The 15088-nt window shown below is 30.5% G+C and carries 17 protein-coding genes and 2 riboswitches; of the genes, 14 read left to right on the top strand and 3 right to left on the bottom strand.

Annotation, left to right across the window (positions count from 1 at the left end; all coding sequences use genetic code 11):
- Window positions 1-16: 16 nt before the first annotated feature.
- The 3 genes from BET03_RS10470 to BET03_RS10480 are packed head-to-tail and all read right to left on the bottom strand — an operon-like array spanning window position 17 to window position 2491.
- On the bottom strand, window positions 17-820 hold the full coding sequence (locus BET03_RS10470; protein ID WP_120170072.1) for a MetQ/NlpA family ABC transporter substrate-binding protein: 804 nt from the start codon (window positions 818-820) through the stop codon (window positions 17-19).
- Window positions 821-831: 11 nt separating this feature from the next.
- A complete protein-coding gene (locus BET03_RS10475) occupies window positions 832-1485 on the bottom strand; it encodes a methionine ABC transporter permease (RefSeq protein WP_120170074.1) in 654 nt (217 codons plus the stop codon).
- Complete coding sequence (locus tag BET03_RS10480; RefSeq protein ID WP_120170076.1) at window positions 1478-2491, bottom strand: methionine ABC transporter ATP-binding protein; 1014 nt, start codon at window positions 2489-2491, stop codon at window positions 1478-1480. Before BET03_RS10480 ends, BET03_RS10475 begins: the two co-directional genes overlap by 8 nt.
- A gap of 92 nt (window positions 2492-2583) precedes the next feature.
- A riboswitch (SAM riboswitch) is annotated at window positions 2584-2697 on the bottom strand.
- 171 nt (window positions 2698-2868) lie between these two features.
- Window positions 2869-3051, top strand: a riboswitch (cobalamin riboswitch).
- Between the two features lie 112 nt (window positions 3052-3163).
- Between BET03_RS10480 and BET03_RS10485 the strand changes: the two genes are divergently transcribed.
- Genes BET03_RS10485 through cbiT form a run of 14 tightly spaced genes read left to right on the top strand, consistent with a single transcriptional unit; the run spans window position 3164 to window position 15088 of the window.
- The gene (locus BET03_RS10485) at window positions 3164-4663 is read left to right on the top strand and encodes a cobyric acid synthase (protein WP_243096921.1); all 1500 of its coding nucleotides are present in this window, start codon (window positions 3164-3166) and stop codon (window positions 4661-4663) included.
- 2 nt (window positions 4664-4665) lie between these two features.
- Window positions 4666-5637: an adenosylcobinamide-phosphate synthase CbiB gene (gene cbiB, locus BET03_RS10490; RefSeq protein ID WP_120170080.1), complete on the top strand. Its 972-nt coding sequence runs from the start codon at window positions 4666-4668 to the stop codon at window positions 5635-5637.
- Window positions 5634-6677, top strand: a complete 1044-nt coding sequence (gene cobD, locus BET03_RS10495) for a threonine-phosphate decarboxylase CobD (RefSeq protein ID WP_120170082.1) — start codon at window positions 5634-5636, stop codon at window positions 6675-6677. The genes cbiB and cobD overlap by 4 nt, the downstream gene beginning before the upstream one ends.
- Before the next feature lie 14 nt (window positions 6678-6691).
- The gene (cobU, locus tag BET03_RS10500; protein WP_120170084.1) at window positions 6692-7252 is read left to right on the top strand and encodes a bifunctional adenosylcobinamide kinase/adenosylcobinamide-phosphate guanylyltransferase; all 561 of its coding nucleotides are present in this window, start codon (window positions 6692-6694) and stop codon (window positions 7250-7252) included.
- A gap of 26 nt (window positions 7253-7278) precedes the next feature.
- The gene (gene cobS, locus BET03_RS10505; RefSeq protein ID WP_279230389.1) at window positions 7279-7989 is read left to right on the top strand and encodes an adenosylcobinamide-GDP ribazoletransferase; all 711 of its coding nucleotides are present in this window, start codon (window positions 7279-7281) and stop codon (window positions 7987-7989) included.
- A 2-nt stretch (window positions 7990-7991) separates the two neighbouring features.
- The gene (gene cobC / locus BET03_RS10510) at window positions 7992-8576 is read left to right on the top strand and encodes an alpha-ribazole phosphatase (protein ID WP_120170088.1); all 585 of its coding nucleotides are present in this window, start codon (window positions 7992-7994) and stop codon (window positions 8574-8576) included.
- A gap of 32 nt (window positions 8577-8608) precedes the next feature.
- A complete protein-coding gene (locus BET03_RS10515) occupies window positions 8609-9991 on the top strand; it encodes a cobyrinic acid a,c-diamide synthase CobB (RefSeq protein ID WP_207666065.1) in 1383 nt (460 codons plus the stop codon).
- On the top strand, window positions 9988-10497 hold the full coding sequence (locus tag BET03_RS10520) for an ECF transporter S component (RefSeq protein ID WP_120170092.1): 510 nt from the start codon (window positions 9988-9990) through the stop codon (window positions 10495-10497). The genes BET03_RS10515 and BET03_RS10520 overlap by 4 nt, the downstream gene beginning before the upstream one ends.
- 13 nt (window positions 10498-10510) lie before the next feature.
- Window positions 10511-11254, top strand: coding sequence for an AIR synthase related protein (locus BET03_RS10525; RefSeq protein WP_120170094.1), 744 nt, complete (start codon window positions 10511-10513; stop codon window positions 11252-11254).
- Between the two features lie 16 nt (window positions 11255-11270).
- The gene (locus BET03_RS10530) at window positions 11271-12137 is read left to right on the top strand and encodes a GHMP family kinase ATP-binding protein (protein ID WP_120170096.1); all 867 of its coding nucleotides are present in this window, start codon (window positions 11271-11273) and stop codon (window positions 12135-12137) included.
- Window positions 12138-12151: 14 nt separating this feature from the next.
- Window positions 12152-12769, top strand: coding sequence for a precorrin-8X methylmutase (locus BET03_RS10535; protein ID WP_120170098.1), 618 nt, complete (start codon window positions 12152-12154; stop codon window positions 12767-12769).
- Window positions 12770-12779: 10 nt separating this feature from the next.
- Window positions 12780-13895, top strand: coding sequence for a cobalt-precorrin-5B (C(1))-methyltransferase CbiD (cbiD, locus tag BET03_RS10540; RefSeq protein WP_120170100.1), 1116 nt, complete (start codon window positions 12780-12782; stop codon window positions 13893-13895).
- On the top strand, window positions 13888-14514 hold the full coding sequence (cbiE, locus tag BET03_RS10545; RefSeq protein WP_120170102.1) for a precorrin-6y C5,15-methyltransferase (decarboxylating) subunit CbiE: 627 nt from the start codon (window positions 13888-13890) through the stop codon (window positions 14512-14514). Before cbiD ends, cbiE begins: the two co-directional genes overlap by 8 nt.
- Window positions 14501-15088 carry a precorrin-6Y C5,15-methyltransferase (decarboxylating) subunit CbiT gene (cbiT, locus tag BET03_RS10550; RefSeq protein ID WP_120170104.1) on the top strand — a complete coding sequence of 196 codons (588 nt, stop codon included), beginning with the start codon at window positions 14501-14503 and terminating at the stop codon, window positions 15086-15088. The genes cbiE and cbiT overlap by 14 nt, the downstream gene beginning before the upstream one ends.

Genomic DNA, 15088 nt, shown 5'->3' on the forward strand with positions numbered 1-15088 from the left:
AAATAGCTACCTTATACTAGAATGCTGGTACAACTCCTCCATTATATTTTTCTAAAATAAATTTACGAACTTCTTCAGATTGAAGTACTTTCACTAGAGTTTTTAATTTAGGATTATTTTCATCACCTTTTCTAACTGTTATAATATTAGCGTAAGGTGAATCACCATCTTCAAGGATTAATGAATCTTTTGTTGGTACAAGTCCAGCTTCTAAGGCATAATTTCCATTAATTATAGCACCATCCACATCCTTTAACACCCTTGGAAGCTGGGCTGCTTCTAATGGTTTAAACTTAAGTGATTTAGGATTCTTAACAATATCCCTTTCAGTGGCTTCAAGCCCTGCATCTTCTTTAAGTTTTATAAGTCCATTTTTTTCAAGAAGTAAAAGGGCCCTTCCACAATTTGTAGGATCATTTGGAATTGCAATTACAGCACCTTGCTTTAAATCCTCTACTGAATTTACCTTTTCTGAATATAACCCTAAAGGTTCAACATGAACTTTTCCAATAGACACAATGTCTAGATCATTTTCTCTAGCGAATGCTTTCATATATGGAACATGTTGAAAAAAGTTAGCATCAATCTCACCTTCTGACAAGGCTAGATTTGGCTTAATATAATCAGTAAACTCTATTATTTTTAGTTCTATTCCTTCTTTTTTAAGATCATCCTTTACTAGCTCTAAAATTTTAGCATGTGGAACTGGAGTTGCTCCTACCTTTAAAACATTATTATCAGCCTTTGAATTTGCACATCCAGTTAAAAGCAAACCACCTATTAAAGTTACTACAAGTGATATAAGTAAATTTCTTTTCATTTTTATTCCCCCTATCTTTTTTTATTAAGGACTGTTGCCAACTTATTACCTGTTAATTGAACTATTTGGACTAAAAGAATAATAAGTAAAACAGAAGCTATCATAATATCAGTTTTAAATCTGTATAGACCATAACGTATTGCTAAATCACCTAAACCACCTCCTCCAATAGCCCCTGCCATAGCAGAGTAGCCAATCAAATTAATTATAGTTAATGTAATTCCTAAAATTAATGACGGCATTGCCTCAGGTAAAAGAACCTTAAAGATAATTTGAAAGTTATTTGCTCCCATTGCTTCAGCAGCTTCTATAATTCCTTTATCAACCTCCTTTAGAGAATTTTCCACTATCCTTGCAACAAAAGGAGTTGCTGCTATAGCTAAAGGTACAATACTAGCTGTAGTACCTATGGTAGTTCCTACTATAAGCCTTGAAAGAGGAAATACCAAAATCATCAAAATTATAAAGGGAAAAGAACGGCTTATATTAATTATTAGACTTAAAGATGAATTAATAGATTGATTTTCTAAGATGTTTCCCTTTTCAGTAATAACAAGCAAGATGCCCAGTGGAAAACCTAATAATATTGCAGATAGGGTTGATACTGAAACCATATATATAGTTTCCAATAATGTAGGCAAAAGTAAGTCAATATATTTAACCATTCCATATAACCTCCCATCTAATCTCTTCTTTTTTTAACCAATTTAAAGCCTTATTTACATCTTTGTCCTTACCTAAAATTTGAACAAGGAGATTTCCTACGCTTGTTGTTTGTAGCTCATTAATATTACCTGATAAAATATTTACATCTATACTAAAATTCTTAATCATTTGTGAAATAATAGGCTTTTTTACTGTGTCACCTAAAAAGTTTAGCTTTATAACTTTAGAATTTGGTATCTTAGGATATACTATCTCATTTTCAGAATTATTTAGTATACTGGATACAAAGGACTTGGTAGTTTCAGTTTTAGGATTTGAAAAAATCCTCTCTACTGTATCAAGTTCAATAATTTCTCCATCTTCTATTACGGCTACTCTGTCACATATTTGTTTGATTACTTCCATTTCGTGAGTTATAAGTACAACAGTTAAATTAAATTCATTAGATATCTTTTTTATTAAGCTTAGGATAGACTTAGTAGTTTTAGGATCAAGGGAAGAAGTTGCTTCATCACTTAATAAGATATCTGGATTATTTGCTAATGCACGGGCTATTGCAACCCTTTGTTTTTGTCCACCACTTAATTGAGATGGGTATTCATCTTTTTTATCAGATAGTTCCACAAGGGACAATAACCTTTCTACCCTCTCTTTAATTTCACTCTTTTTAAAACCTGAAACTTGAAGGGGAAAGGCTACATTATCAAATACCGTTTTTGAGTCAAGTAAATTAAAATGTTGAAATATCATACCTATTCGTTTTCTTAAGTCTCTAAGTTCTTTTTTATTTAGTTTTGTTATATCCACACCATTAATAAAAATATTTCCTTCAGATGGTTCTTCTAATCGATTAATACATCTAATAAGTGTTGATTTACCAGCCCCACTTAATCCAATAATCCCAAATATTTCTCCCTTTTTAATTTCAAAGTTAATGTGATTTAGGGCATTAACTATTTTGTTTTCACTTGTATATTTCTTACTAAGATTTTTAATACTTATCAAAATATCACCCCTTTAGGTTTAATATTAAAGTAATTTAGGCAATAAAAAATGCCTCTTTCAGATGAAAGAGGCATAAAATTCTAATTAGACCTCTCTCATCTCTCGGTACATTTAGTACCGCAGGAATTGGCACCTTATGTTATCTTTTGGATAACACAGGTTGCCGGGCTTCATCGGGCCAGTCCCTCCACCTCTCTTGATAAGAGCGTATTATTTATTTTTATTAACTAACATATTAACTGTTTTTTAAAAATATGTCAATAATTTTTCAAAAAAATTAAAATAAATCCAAGGATTTAGTTAGGACAAATTTTTATATGGTCTATTTAAATTGACAAAGATTACTATATTTTCTATAATTAAAATAACATTGACAAATTAATATCGACCTTCAAAGTACCCTTTTGAGGGTTTAAAAGGGAAAGAGGTGCGAATCCTCTGCAGCCCCCGCTACTGTGTGTAGGGATGAAATCTCTCACATCCACTGGGTTTTACCTGGGAAGGGAGAGAGAGTAAGATGATCTACAAGCCAGGAGACCTGCTTTGAAGGGGAAAACTACTACTTCGGAGGGAAGTATGTAGTTTTAGTAAAGGTATAGTATACCCTTAACTAAAACACATAGCTTCTCTATGTGTTTTTTTATTTTTTGTAAAAGATTAAAGAGTAAGGGGATGGGGATTTTGGCCAAAAATATAATGATTCAAGGTACAGCATCATCTGCAGGGAAGAGTATTATTACTGCAGCTCTTTGTAGAATTTTAAAAAGGGAAGGTTATAAGGTTGCCCCCTTTAAGTCACAAAACATGGCATTAAACTCTTTTGTTACAAAGGATGGTAAAGAAATGGGAAGGGCTCAAGTTGTCCAAGCAGAGGCAGCAATGGTAGACCCTATGGTTGAAATGAATCCTATTTTACTTAAACCAACTAGTGATGTAGGAAGTCAAGTAATATTAAATGGAGAAGTTTATAAGAACATGTCAGCTGAAGAATATCATAAAGCTAAACCTAGATTTAAGAATAGAGTAAAAGAGGCCTATGATAAGCTTAATTCACAATTTGATGTAATTATTATAGAAGGGGCTGGAAGTCCTGCAGAGATAAATTTAAGGGAAAATGATTTAGTGAATATGGGATTGGCAAAACTAGTAGATTCTCCTGTGATTCTTGTGGGAGATATTGATAGGGGAGGAGTATTTGCTTCAATATATGGAACAATAGAGCTTTTAGAGCCAGAAGAAAGAGAAAGAATAAAGGGCTTTATAATAAACAAATTCAGAGGAGATGTAGAAATTTTAAAACCAGGGATTAAAATGTTGGAGGAAAAGGTAAATAAGCAATGTTTAGGTGTTATACCATTTATGGATATAAATATAGATGATGAAGATAGTGTTACAGATAGGTTTAGAAACAAAATTAGTGGTGATATAACTATAGCAGTAATAAAACTTCCCTATATTTCAAATTTTACGGATTTTACTCCATTGGAAATAGAAAGTGGAGTGAAAGTAAAATATGTATCCAGCAAAGAACAGCTTAAAAATGCTGATTTAATCATAATTCCAGGAAGCAAAAACACTATAATGGATATGAAGTTTATATATGACTCAGGAATAGATAAAGAAATATATAAAAAACATAGAGATGGTGTGCCTATAATAGGCATTTGTGGAGGATATCAGATATTAGGAAAGGAAATAGTGGATCCATATTCTGTAGAGTCACCAATAAACAGGATAAATGGATTATCACTCCTTAATACAAAAACTGTAATGGCAAAGGAAAAAAGGACTAAACAGGTAAAAGGAAAATTTAAGATAATTCCAAGGGTATGCTCTAATATGAAAGAAGAAGTTATTACTGGATATGAAATACATATGGGAGAAACGGAGATTTTTGAAGGTAATAAATCATTAATAGAATTAGAAAATGGAAGATTAGATGGAGCAATTAATTCCAAAGGTAATGTTTTTGGTACATATTTACATGGTATTTTTGAAAATGATTCCTTTAGAAATAGTATTATTAATACCCTAAGGGCTAAAAAAGGAATAGAAATAAAAGAGAGTAATTTAAGCTATAGAGAATTAAAGGAGAAGGAATATGAAAAGCTAGCAAGAATAGTTAAGGAAAATATAGATATTAACAAAATAAAAAAAATAATGGGGTTATAGGTATGGAATATGTTTATATAATAACTTTATCAGTGATACTAGACTATATTATTGGTGATCCCCCTAACTGGCCCCATCCAATTAAATATATAGGACAAATTATAAGTAAATACGAAAGAATAATTAGGAGTTGGAGAATTGTACCATTAAAAATAGGGGGTTTTTTGTTAACTACTTTTACACTTATAACAACAGTTTCAGCTACTTTTTTAATATTAAAAATATCAAAGTTAGTTCATCCAATAGCTGAAATTATTGTAACAATATATATTTTTTATTCCCTATTAGCTGCAAAGTGCCTTCATTTAGAAACTTTTAAGGTTTATAAGGCACTTAAAAATAACGATATTAAAAAAGCTAGGAAACTATTGTCCTATTTAGTAGGAAGGGATACTACTAAATTAAATGAAAAAGAGGTAACAAGAGCAGCAGTAGAAACATTGGCAGAAAATACTATAGATGGTGTTTTAGCGCCTATCTTTTATATAGGTGTAGGATTATTTTTAAAAGTTCCAGCTGAAATGTTAGTTGCTTATAAGACTATAAATACCTTAGATTCAATGGTAGGATATATGCAAGAACCATATAAAGAAATTGGTTATGCTTCGGCTAAATTAGATGATATTATAAATTATATACCTGCCAGATTAGGAAGTGTTTTAATGGTATTATCAGGTATCATTTTAGGATATGATGGAAGAGCAGGCTTTAAGATACTTTTAAGAGATAGACGAAATCATAAAAGTCCTAATGCTGGATACCCTGAGGCTGCTGTAGCTGGACTTTTAAATATTCAATTAGGAGGTACTAATACTTATTTTGGGCAAAGGGTATATAAACCTACAATAGGAGATAACAAGAATGAATTAATACCAGAAAATATAAAGGATTCTGCTAAAATAATGTATTGTTCTGAGATACTTTTATTAATTATAATATTTATTTTAGTTTTTAAATGGGGTGTTTTAAGTTGAATAAACATGGTGGATACTATGGGAAAAAGAATAATGTTATTGATTTTAGCGTAAATATTAATCCATTAGGTGTATCTGAAAAAGTTTTAGAAAAATTAAAGGAGAGTTTAAAAAATATAGTTAAATATCCAGAAATAGACGGATTAAGTGCCAGAAAAAAACTTGCTGAAAAGTTAGGTTTAGATTATAAAGAGATAATTTTAGGAAATGGTGCTACAGAGCTTATATATCTCTTTGCTAAGTCTATTAAAGCTAAAAAAGTGATTATTATACAACCAACATTTACAGAATATAAAAGGGCTTTTAAAATAAATGGTTCAAAAGTATATCATTTTGTTACAGATAAAAGGGATAACTTTAACATAGATATAACTTCTTTAATAACGAAAATTAAAGAAGTTAAGCCAGAAGTTGTTATAATTTGCAATCCTAATAATCCAACTGGAACCTTTACTGAAATTGAAAGGATCATTCCGGTTGTTAATGTATTAAATGAAATAGGTGGTTTTTTATTTGTAGATGAATCCTTTATAGATTTTACTAATGAAAAGTCGTACCTTAAATTAATCTATAAATATCCAATATTTATTATAAGGTCTATGACTAAATTTTTTGCAGTTCCTGGATTGAGATTAGGATACGGAATAGGAAATAAAAAAATAATTAATAGGCTTAATCAATATAAAGAGCCTTGGACTTTAAATAGTTTGTCTTTAGATATTATTCCTACTCTTTTAGAGGATGCAGAATATATAAAAATGGTTGAAAAATGGTGTAATAGTCAAAAAGAATTTTTATTTAGTAAACTAAAAGATTTAGATTATATAGATGTTTTTCCAAGCAAATCTAACTTTTATCTATGTAAGCTTAAAAAAGGAAATGTAAATATTTTAAAGGATAAACTTCTAAAAAGAAATATTTTTATAAGGACATGTGAGGATTTTTATGCACTTGATGATAGTTTTTTTAGAATTGCTGTTAAAAGAGAAAGTGAAAATATGAAGTTAATTGAGGCTTTAAAAGATATGACCTTAGTTTAAGGGTAGGTGAAAATATGGGAAAAATTATCCTGATAACAGGGGGAGCTAGGAGCGGTAAAAGTAAATTTGCAGAAAAAATTACTAAAGGGACAGGCAATAAAATAACTTATATTGCTACTGCTATTCCATTTGATGAGGGAATGAAGGATAGAATAAAAAAACATAAAGAATCAAGGCCTCAGGAATGGAACACTATAGAAAAATATAAAGATTTTAAAAAATTAGATAAAGATGAGAATTTTATTAAGGCAGATACTGTACTTTTAGATTGTATAACACTTATGGTTACTAACATACTTATGGATAGTGGTCTAGATTTTGATAAATGTTCAATGGAAGAAATAGATAAGGTGGAAGATGAGGTTTTTTATGAAGTTAAAGGGCTTATTAAAATAGCAAGGGAATACAATAAAAATTTAGTTTTTGTTACTAATGAAGTTGGAATGGGATTAGTTCCCCCCTATAGATTTGGGAATATATTTAGAGATATTGCCGGTAGAGTTAATCAATATTTAGCTAGTGAAGCTGAAGAAGTTTATTTTACAGTCTCTGGAATACCAATGAAAATAAAGTAGGTGAAAAAATGAAAGGTTTACTTTTAATGTTGACTTTTATGACAAGACTGCCTATAAAGTACCCATATAAGTTTAAAGAAGATGATTTTGTAAAGGGGATTTTATATCTTCCAATTGTGGGATTAGTAATTGGTTTAATACTTTGGTTACCTACATTTTTATATGTATATTTTGATAGATTTTTTATTTCAGTTTTAGTTTGGTTAGTCTATTTATGGGTTACAGGAGGATTACATATTGATGGATTAGCTGATTCCTTTGATGGCCTTTTTAGTAATCGCAATAGGGAAAGAATTTTAGAGATAATGAAGGACAGTAGGATCGGTACCTTTGGTGTTTTATCTATATTCTTTGTCCTTATATTTAATATTACATTGACATATTATCTTGATTTTAAAGTATTATTACTTGTACCTATAATAGGTAGGGCAATGGCTTTATTTTCCTGTTCATTAAGTAATTATGCTAGAGAAGATGGAATGGGAGAATCCTTTATAAAAAACTGTGGAACTAAGGAAGCTATATTTGGAGTTATTTTTTCTTTAATTACTTCTATTATAGTTTTAGGGTATGTAAAAGGTTTAGCTACAACTTTAATAGTTTTAGTAATTATTTATTTGCTAACTAAAAATATAAAAGGAAAAATTGGTGGGATGACAGGAGATACTGTTGGATTTGTTATTGAATTATCCCAAACATTCTTTCTTTTATCAAACTATGTATTAAGGAGTATTTGATAATGAAGGTAATATTGGTAAGACATGGAGAAACAAAGGCAAATAAAGAAAAAAGATATAGTGGATGGACAGATTTTCCACTAACGGAAGATGGACAAAAACAAGTAAAGAAATTACAAAAACTTTTGGAAAATGAAAAAATTGATTTAATCTATTCAAGTCCACTTACTAGAACTTATAATACAGCAAAGGCTATTGCAAAAAAGCTAAATAAGGATATCATAGTTACTGATTCCTTAAAGGAGATGAACTTTGGTATATTTGATGGGAAAAGAGTAGATGAAATTGTAAAAGAACATAAAAGTGAGTGGAATAATTGGACTAATGATTATATAAATTACAGAATACCAAAAGGTGAGTCACTAAATGATGCTTACAATAGGGTTATTAGTTTTATAGATGGATTAAAAAAGGAAGATAAAACCTATCTTTTAGTAACACATGGTGGAATTATTAAGATTATATTAACCTATTTATTAGATCTTGAATTAGAAAAAATGTGGCATTTTAGAACATCAACAGGATGTTTATTAGAAATAGAATATAAAGAAAATTATGGAATTTTAAATAGATTGATTTGTAAGTAAAGAATAGATTTACTTTAAAAGGGGTTAAGATTATGAAAAGAGTGTTAATTGCAGGAACTTCAAGTGGAGTTGGAAAGACTACAATAAGTCTAGGTATAATGGCAGCCCTAACAAAAAGGGGTAGATGTATTGCACCCTTTAAAGTTGGACCTGATTATATAGATCCAGGTTTTCATAGATTTGTAACAGAAAATCCTTCAAGAAATCTTGATAGCTGGCTTTTAGATGAAAAGACTCTTAAATATCTATTTATAAGGGGAATGGAAAATAAGGATTTTGGAATTATTGAAGGGGTAATGGGTCTATATGATGGCTTTGGTGTTAATAAAGATTGCGGAAGTACAGCACATATATCTAAAATATTAAAAATTCCCACAATTCTCGTGATTGACGGCAGTGGTATGTCTTCCAGCGCTGCTGCAATGGTATTAGGATATAAAGCTTATGATGAAAAGGTTCCAATTAAGGGTGTCATAATAAATAGGGTTTCAGGTAAGGCTCATTATGAGATTTTAAAAAAGGTTATAGAAAGGGATACTAATATACCTTGTATAGGATATCTTCCCAAAAACTTAGGAATATCCTTAAATAGTAGACATTTAGGATTAATACCAGCTGAAGAAGTAGATAATTTAAAAAATAAAGTAGATACTATTGCTGAATTAATTGAAAAATATATTGATTTAGATAAATTAGAGGATATTGCAGCAAATGCTGAGCCTATAGATAAAGTAGATTTAAATTTTCCTAAAATAAATGAAAAAATTAAAGGATTAAAAATAGGAATTCCAATGGATAAGGCCTTTAGCTTTTACTATGAAGATAATCTACAATTAATGAAAGATATTGGGATTGAATTGGTTCACTTTAGTCCATTAAAGGATAGAGAGTTACCTAAAGATTTAGCTGGTCTCTATATTGGTGGTGGATTTCCTGAGGTATTTGGAAAAGAGTTAGAAGAAAATTTAAGGTTTAGAGAAAATTTAAAGGAGAGTTTAGAAAAGGGAATGCCAGCATATGCTGAATGTGGGGGATTAATGTACCTAACTGAAGGTATAGAAGACCTTAATGGAGAGTTTTATAAAATGGTTGGTTTTATTCCAACTAAAGCTAAAATGACTAAGAGACTTCAGCGTTTTGGATATGTTGAGATAGAGGTTGATTCTAAACTTAAAATTAGGGGACATGAATTCCATAGATCAATGATAGAAGATAATGAAAAGCTTAATTATAGCTATAATGTTTATAAAATAAGAGATGGAAAGGTAAAGAAAAGATGGAGATGTGGGGTAATAAAGAATAATACCCTTGCAGCATATGCACATATTCATTTTTATAGTAATCCAAATTTTCTATTAAAGTTTATTAATAAATGTGAAGAATTCAAAGAAAAATCCAAAGGGGGATTAATATGAGGGAAAGTTCTATTATTAAAAGGAGTAAAGTTACAAAACTAACCTATTGTGCCCTTTTAATTGCATTATCAGCAATAGGTTCAATGATAAAAATCCAGGGAAGTATAGCCTTTGATTCTATGCCGGGATTTTTTGCAGCACTTTTTCTTGGTCCTGTTTATGGTGCAGTAGTGGCAGGTATAGGTCATTTTCTTACAGCAACCCTTAGTGGATTTTGGCTTACTATTCCAATGCATATAATTGTTGCATTGGAAATGGCTTTATTTGGTTATATATTTGGAATTGTATATAAGAAAATCAATGGAATAATTGCGTCAATGATAGCAATAATTTTAAACGGTCCAGTAGCAGCATTAATAGCAGTGCCCACTTCTTTAATATTAGGATTACCCTTAAGGGGATGGTCTTTATTTTATGCAGTTATAATTCCACTTACTGTAGCATCAGCAGCAAATGTGGTGTTAGCTTTTATGTTATATAAAGTCCTTCAAAAGAGGATAGGCTAGAAAGAGGGATTATATGAAAATAGAAAAATTTAGGGATTTAACAATAATTTCTATAGATGCTAAAAGGGCTTTAGTAGTATCCTGTGATTCATCAGGAGGGGTTGGGAACAAGGAAAGGGATGTAATTAAGGTACCACCTAATGTTTTAGGATACTTTACATCCCATGTTGCTTTATCAGAGGTCATTAGTGTAGGGGCAGAACCCATGACTATTATAAATACCCTTTCTGTTGAAATGGACAACACTGGAATGAAAATATTAAAGGGAATTAAAGAAGCAATTAAACCATTAAATTTGGATGAGAATAAGATAATTACAGGTAGTACAGAGGAAAACTTCCCTGTATGTCAGACAGGTATGGGTATTACTGTTATAGGAATTATAAATAAAAGTAAACTAAATAGTATAAATATACCTAAAAATTCAATGGTTGTAGTTGCAGGTATTCCCAAAGTAGGAAATGAGGTAAAAATGGGAGATAATGAGATATTATCAGTTTCTACTCTTATTAAGTTAAGGGAAAAGTCTTATGTATATGACATTTTACCAGTAGGCTCAAAGGGGATACTATATGAAATTAACGAAATGGCAAGAACAAATGGATTAAAATATATCCTTAATAAAGATATTGATATAGATTTAAATAAATCGGCTGGGCCTTCTACATGTGCAGTATTGTCTGTAGATAAAAATAGATTTAAAGATTTAAAAGAAAGTTTTAATATACCAATACGAACTATAGGAAAGTTTATATAAATATAGGAGGTTATTGATGATAACAGCAAAGTGTCCTGCTTCATGTGGTGAATTGTTGCAGGGATGGATTTACGGAAGTGAAAAGCTTATATCATATCCAATAGACTGCTATACCTATGTAACTATTACTGAAGGTAATAAAAAGCAGACAAAATGGTCAAAGGCCCATGAAATGGTTGAAAGGGTTTTTGAATATTTTAATTACCCTAAAGAGGCTAGCAATTTATTATCAATTGAGATAGAATCTAATATTCCCATAGGTAAAGGTATGGCCAGTAGTACTGCCGACCTTGCTGCAACAGCCCTAGCTACTGCAGAATATCTTAGAAAAGAAATATCAAAAGAGGAAATAGCAAAACTATGTGTAGAAATTGAGCCTACAGATAGTATTGTTTTCCCAAATATAACCCTTTTTGACCATTTAAAAGGAGATTATATAAAAGAATATGGAGATTTTCCAAAGTGTAGTGTTTTAGTGTTAGAGGGAAAGGAAATTGTAGATACTATAAGTTTTAGAAGGGTAGACAGAAAAGAAGTATTACAGAAAAATGAAGAGCTTTTAAAGAAGGCTTTTACTTACTTTGAAAATGGGATTAAAAACAAGGATTTAAACTATATAGGACAAGCTGCCATTATAAGTGGAATTGCAAATCAAAAAATTTTATATAAGGACAGGTTAGAGGATATAGTGAATTTAGCTAAAAAACTAGGGGCGTATGGAGTAAATGTAGCCCATAGTGGTTCAGTTATAGGAATCCTTTATGATGAAGCATATTTTGATAAAAAAGCATTTAAATATGAGTTTAAACAAAGGGGGTTTTCCCCAAATTATGAAAGATTGAGGGAACATAATATTGTAAAGGGTGGTCCAAGAATAATTTAGAAGGGGGACAAAAATTGAAGTATATAAAAGATCCAAGGGAAATAGAAAAAAGGAGTTTTGAAATTATTACAAAGGAGCTAGGAGATAGGAAATTTAATCATAGGGAAGATAAAATAATAAAAAGGGTAATACATACTACTGCTGATTTTGAATATGCCGATTTACTTGAAATTCATCCTGAAGCTATCGACAAAGGTATTAAGGCTTTAAAGGATGGAAGTTATATATATACAGATACCCAGATGATAAAAGCTGGGATAAACAAAAGAAAACTCTCAACACTAGGTGGAAAAGTGTGCAATTTAGTACATGATAAAGAGGTTGTTAAAGAGGCAAAAGAAAGAGGAGTTACTCGTTCAATGGTTGCCATTGAAAAGGCATGTGATAATAAAAATATTAAAATATTTGCAATTGGAAATGCTCCAACTGCTTTATTCCAACTTATAAATCTAATAAAGGAAGGTAAAGCAAAACCAGAGTTAATTGTTGGTGTACCAGTCGGATTTGTTGGAGCAAAAGAATCTAAGGATGCTTTAATGAATATTAATGTTCCTTACATAATCACTAAAGGAAGAAAAGGCGGAAGTACAGTGTCAGCTGCAATCATTAATGCTCTTCTTTACCTTATATAGAGGTGATAGTATGGAACGTTATATTATTAAAAAAGGAAAAAAGCTAAGGTATGGTTATACTACAGGGACGTGTGCAGCTGCAGCAGCAAAGGCTGCTACTAAGATGCTTTATTTACAGGAGAAAATTAATAACATAACTATAAATACTCCTAAGGGATGGAATTTAACGTTAGACATAAAGGATATTGAAATAAAAAAAGATTGTGTAAGCTGTTGTGTTATAAAAGATAGTGGGGATGATTCTGATGTAACTGATGGGATAAAAATTTATGCAAAGGCTGAAAGGAAAAATGATAAAGGAATAGAGATAACAGGGGGAATAGGGATAGGTAAGGTTACAAAACCAGGGCTTTCTGTCCCAGTAGGAAAACCTGCCATAAATCCTGTTCCTATGAAGATGATAAAAGAAGAGGTAAAAAAGGTATTACATAAAGATAGAGGAGTAACTATCACTATATATGCTCCAGAGGGTGTCAAGATAGCTGAAAAAACTTTTAATCCAAATTTAGGTATTATAGGTGGTATATCTATTATAGGAACAACTGGAATTGTTGAGCCAATGTCAGAAGAAGCCTTTAAGGATTCATTGGCGTTAGAACTTTCTATATTAAAGGAAGAGGGTGTAAACAAGGCTATTTTTGCTCCTGGAAATTATGGAAGGGATTTTGCAAAAAAGATCTCATTAAAAGAGGATTATGTAGTTAAAACAAGTAATTTTATAGGGTTTATGCTTGAAAAGGCAGTGGAATATGGTATAGAGGAAACACTCTGGATAGGACATATTGGAAAATTGGTAAAAGTAGCAGGGGGAATATTTAATACCCATAGTAAAGTTGCAGATGGAAGGATGGAAATTCTTGCAGCATATTATGGATTAATGTCAAATTCTAAAGAATTAATAGGCAAGATATTAGAGTGTAAAACAACAGAGGAAGCAGTAGGCTATATACTTAATGAAAACAATAAAGATGTATTTAAATATATAGCAGAAAGGGTTAGTAAGAGATGTGAAAATAGGGTAAAAAATAAGCTTAAGGTTGGAACATTACTTTTTAGTAATCAATATGGAATATTAGGTATATGTCCTTATGGAAAAAAATTATTGGAGGAATTTAAAAATGAATAAGATAAAGGTAGTTGGCTTAGGACCAGGACACCCTGATTATGTTTTACCTGTTGCAAAAAGGGCAATTAATGAGGCAGATATATTAATAGGTGGTAGAAGAAATATTGAAAGTATTAATCCAAAGGATAAGGAAATTTTTATTATTGAAAAAAATCTTAAGAAACTTATTCCTTTTATAAAAGAGAAATATAAAACTAAAAAAGTTGCTGTAATTGTATCTGGTGATACAGGTTTCTATAGTTTATTAAGATATCTAAAGAGGTACATTGAAAGTGAATACCTAGAGGTTATTCCTGGTATAAGTTCACTACAATATATGTTTTCAAAATTAGGACATACTTGGGATGATGCCTTTATAGGAAGTTTACATGGTAGGAATTTAGATTTTGTTAAAAAGGTTAGAGAATATAAAAAAGTTGGATTACTTACAGATAAAAATTGGCCCCCTAAAAAAATAGCCAAAAAGTTATTAGATAATGGAATAAAAGATAGGGTAATGTATGTAGGTGAGAGACTTTCTTATGAAGATGAAAGGATAACTAAGGGAAATATAGAGTACTTTACAACAAAAGAAGGTTTTGGAATGTGCGTGGTGGTGATTACGGATGACAAATTATAATCTTTTTTCTATTCCTGATAGTGAGTTTATAAGAGGGAATGTACCTATGACAAAGGAAGAAGTAAGGGCTTTAACTATTGGTAAACTTAGAATAAGACCTAAGGATATAATCTTAGATATAGGTGCAGGGACGGGTTCAATATCTATAGAGGCAGCTTTGTTTGCAAAAGAAGGTATTATATATTCAATTGAAAGAAAACAGGAAGGGATAAAGCTTATAGAGAAAAATATTAAATTATTCAATATAAAAAATATTAAACTTATAAAAGGTATAGCTCCTAATGATTTAGGAAATGTTCCAATGGTAGATAAAGTATTTATTGGTGGAAGTGGAGGAAAAATAAAAGAAATTTTTGATTGGGTAGATGACAACTTAAAGAGTCATGGCAGGTTAGTAATTAATGTAATAACTATTGAAAACTTGTATAAAGCTTTAGAACAGATTAAGAGACGAAAATATAAAAATATAGAAGTAGTGCAAATAGCTGTTTCAAAGGGTGAAAATATTGGAAATCTTACAATGATGAAAGGACAAAATCCTGTATATATAATATCTGCAGATAAGGAGTGTTAA

Source organism: Thermohalobacter berrensis, from assembly GCF_003609645.1.
Classification (GTDB): domain Bacteria; phylum Bacillota; class Clostridia; order Tissierellales; family Thermohalobacteraceae; genus Thermohalobacter; species Thermohalobacter berrensis.

Coding starts and splice junctions, on each gene's coding strand:
- BET03_RS10470 (WP_120170072.1), bottom strand. CDS start 820: ATGAAAAGAAATTTACTTATATCACTTGTAGTAACTTTAATAGGTGGT.
- BET03_RS10475 (WP_120170074.1), bottom strand. CDS start 1,485: ATGGTTAAATATATTGACTTACTTTTGCCTACATTATTGGAAACTATA.
- BET03_RS10485 (WP_243096921.1), top strand. CDS start 3,164: ATGGGGATTTTGGCCAAAAATATAATGATTCAAGGTACAGCATCATCT.
- cbiB (WP_120170080.1), top strand. CDS start 4,666: ATGGAATATGTTTATATAATAACTTTATCAGTGATACTAGACTATATT.
- cobU (WP_120170084.1), top strand. CDS start 6,692: ATGGGAAAAATTATCCTGATAACAGGGGGAGCTAGGAGCGGTAAAAGT.
- cobS (WP_279230389.1), top strand. CDS start 7,279: ATGTTGACTTTTATGACAAGACTGCCTATAAAGTACCCATATAAGTTT.
- cobC (WP_120170088.1), top strand. CDS start 7,992: ATGAAGGTAATATTGGTAAGACATGGAGAAACAAAGGCAAATAAAGAA.
- BET03_RS10515 (WP_207666065.1), top strand. CDS start 8,609: ATGAAAAGAGTGTTAATTGCAGGAACTTCAAGTGGAGTTGGAAAGACT.
- BET03_RS10520 (WP_120170092.1), top strand. CDS start 9,988: ATGAGGGAAAGTTCTATTATTAAAAGGAGTAAAGTTACAAAACTAACC.
- BET03_RS10525 (WP_120170094.1), top strand. CDS start 10,511: ATGAAAATAGAAAAATTTAGGGATTTAACAATAATTTCTATAGATGCT.
- BET03_RS10530 (WP_120170096.1), top strand. CDS start 11,271: ATGATAACAGCAAAGTGTCCTGCTTCATGTGGTGAATTGTTGCAGGGA.
- cbiD (WP_120170100.1), top strand. CDS start 12,780: ATGGAACGTTATATTATTAAAAAAGGAAAAAAGCTAAGGTATGGTTAT.
- cbiE (WP_120170102.1), top strand. CDS start 13,888: ATGAATAAGATAAAGGTAGTTGGCTTAGGACCAGGACACCCTGATTAT.
- cbiT (WP_120170104.1), top strand. CDS start 14,501: ATGACAAATTATAATCTTTTTTCTATTCCTGATAGTGAGTTTATAAGA.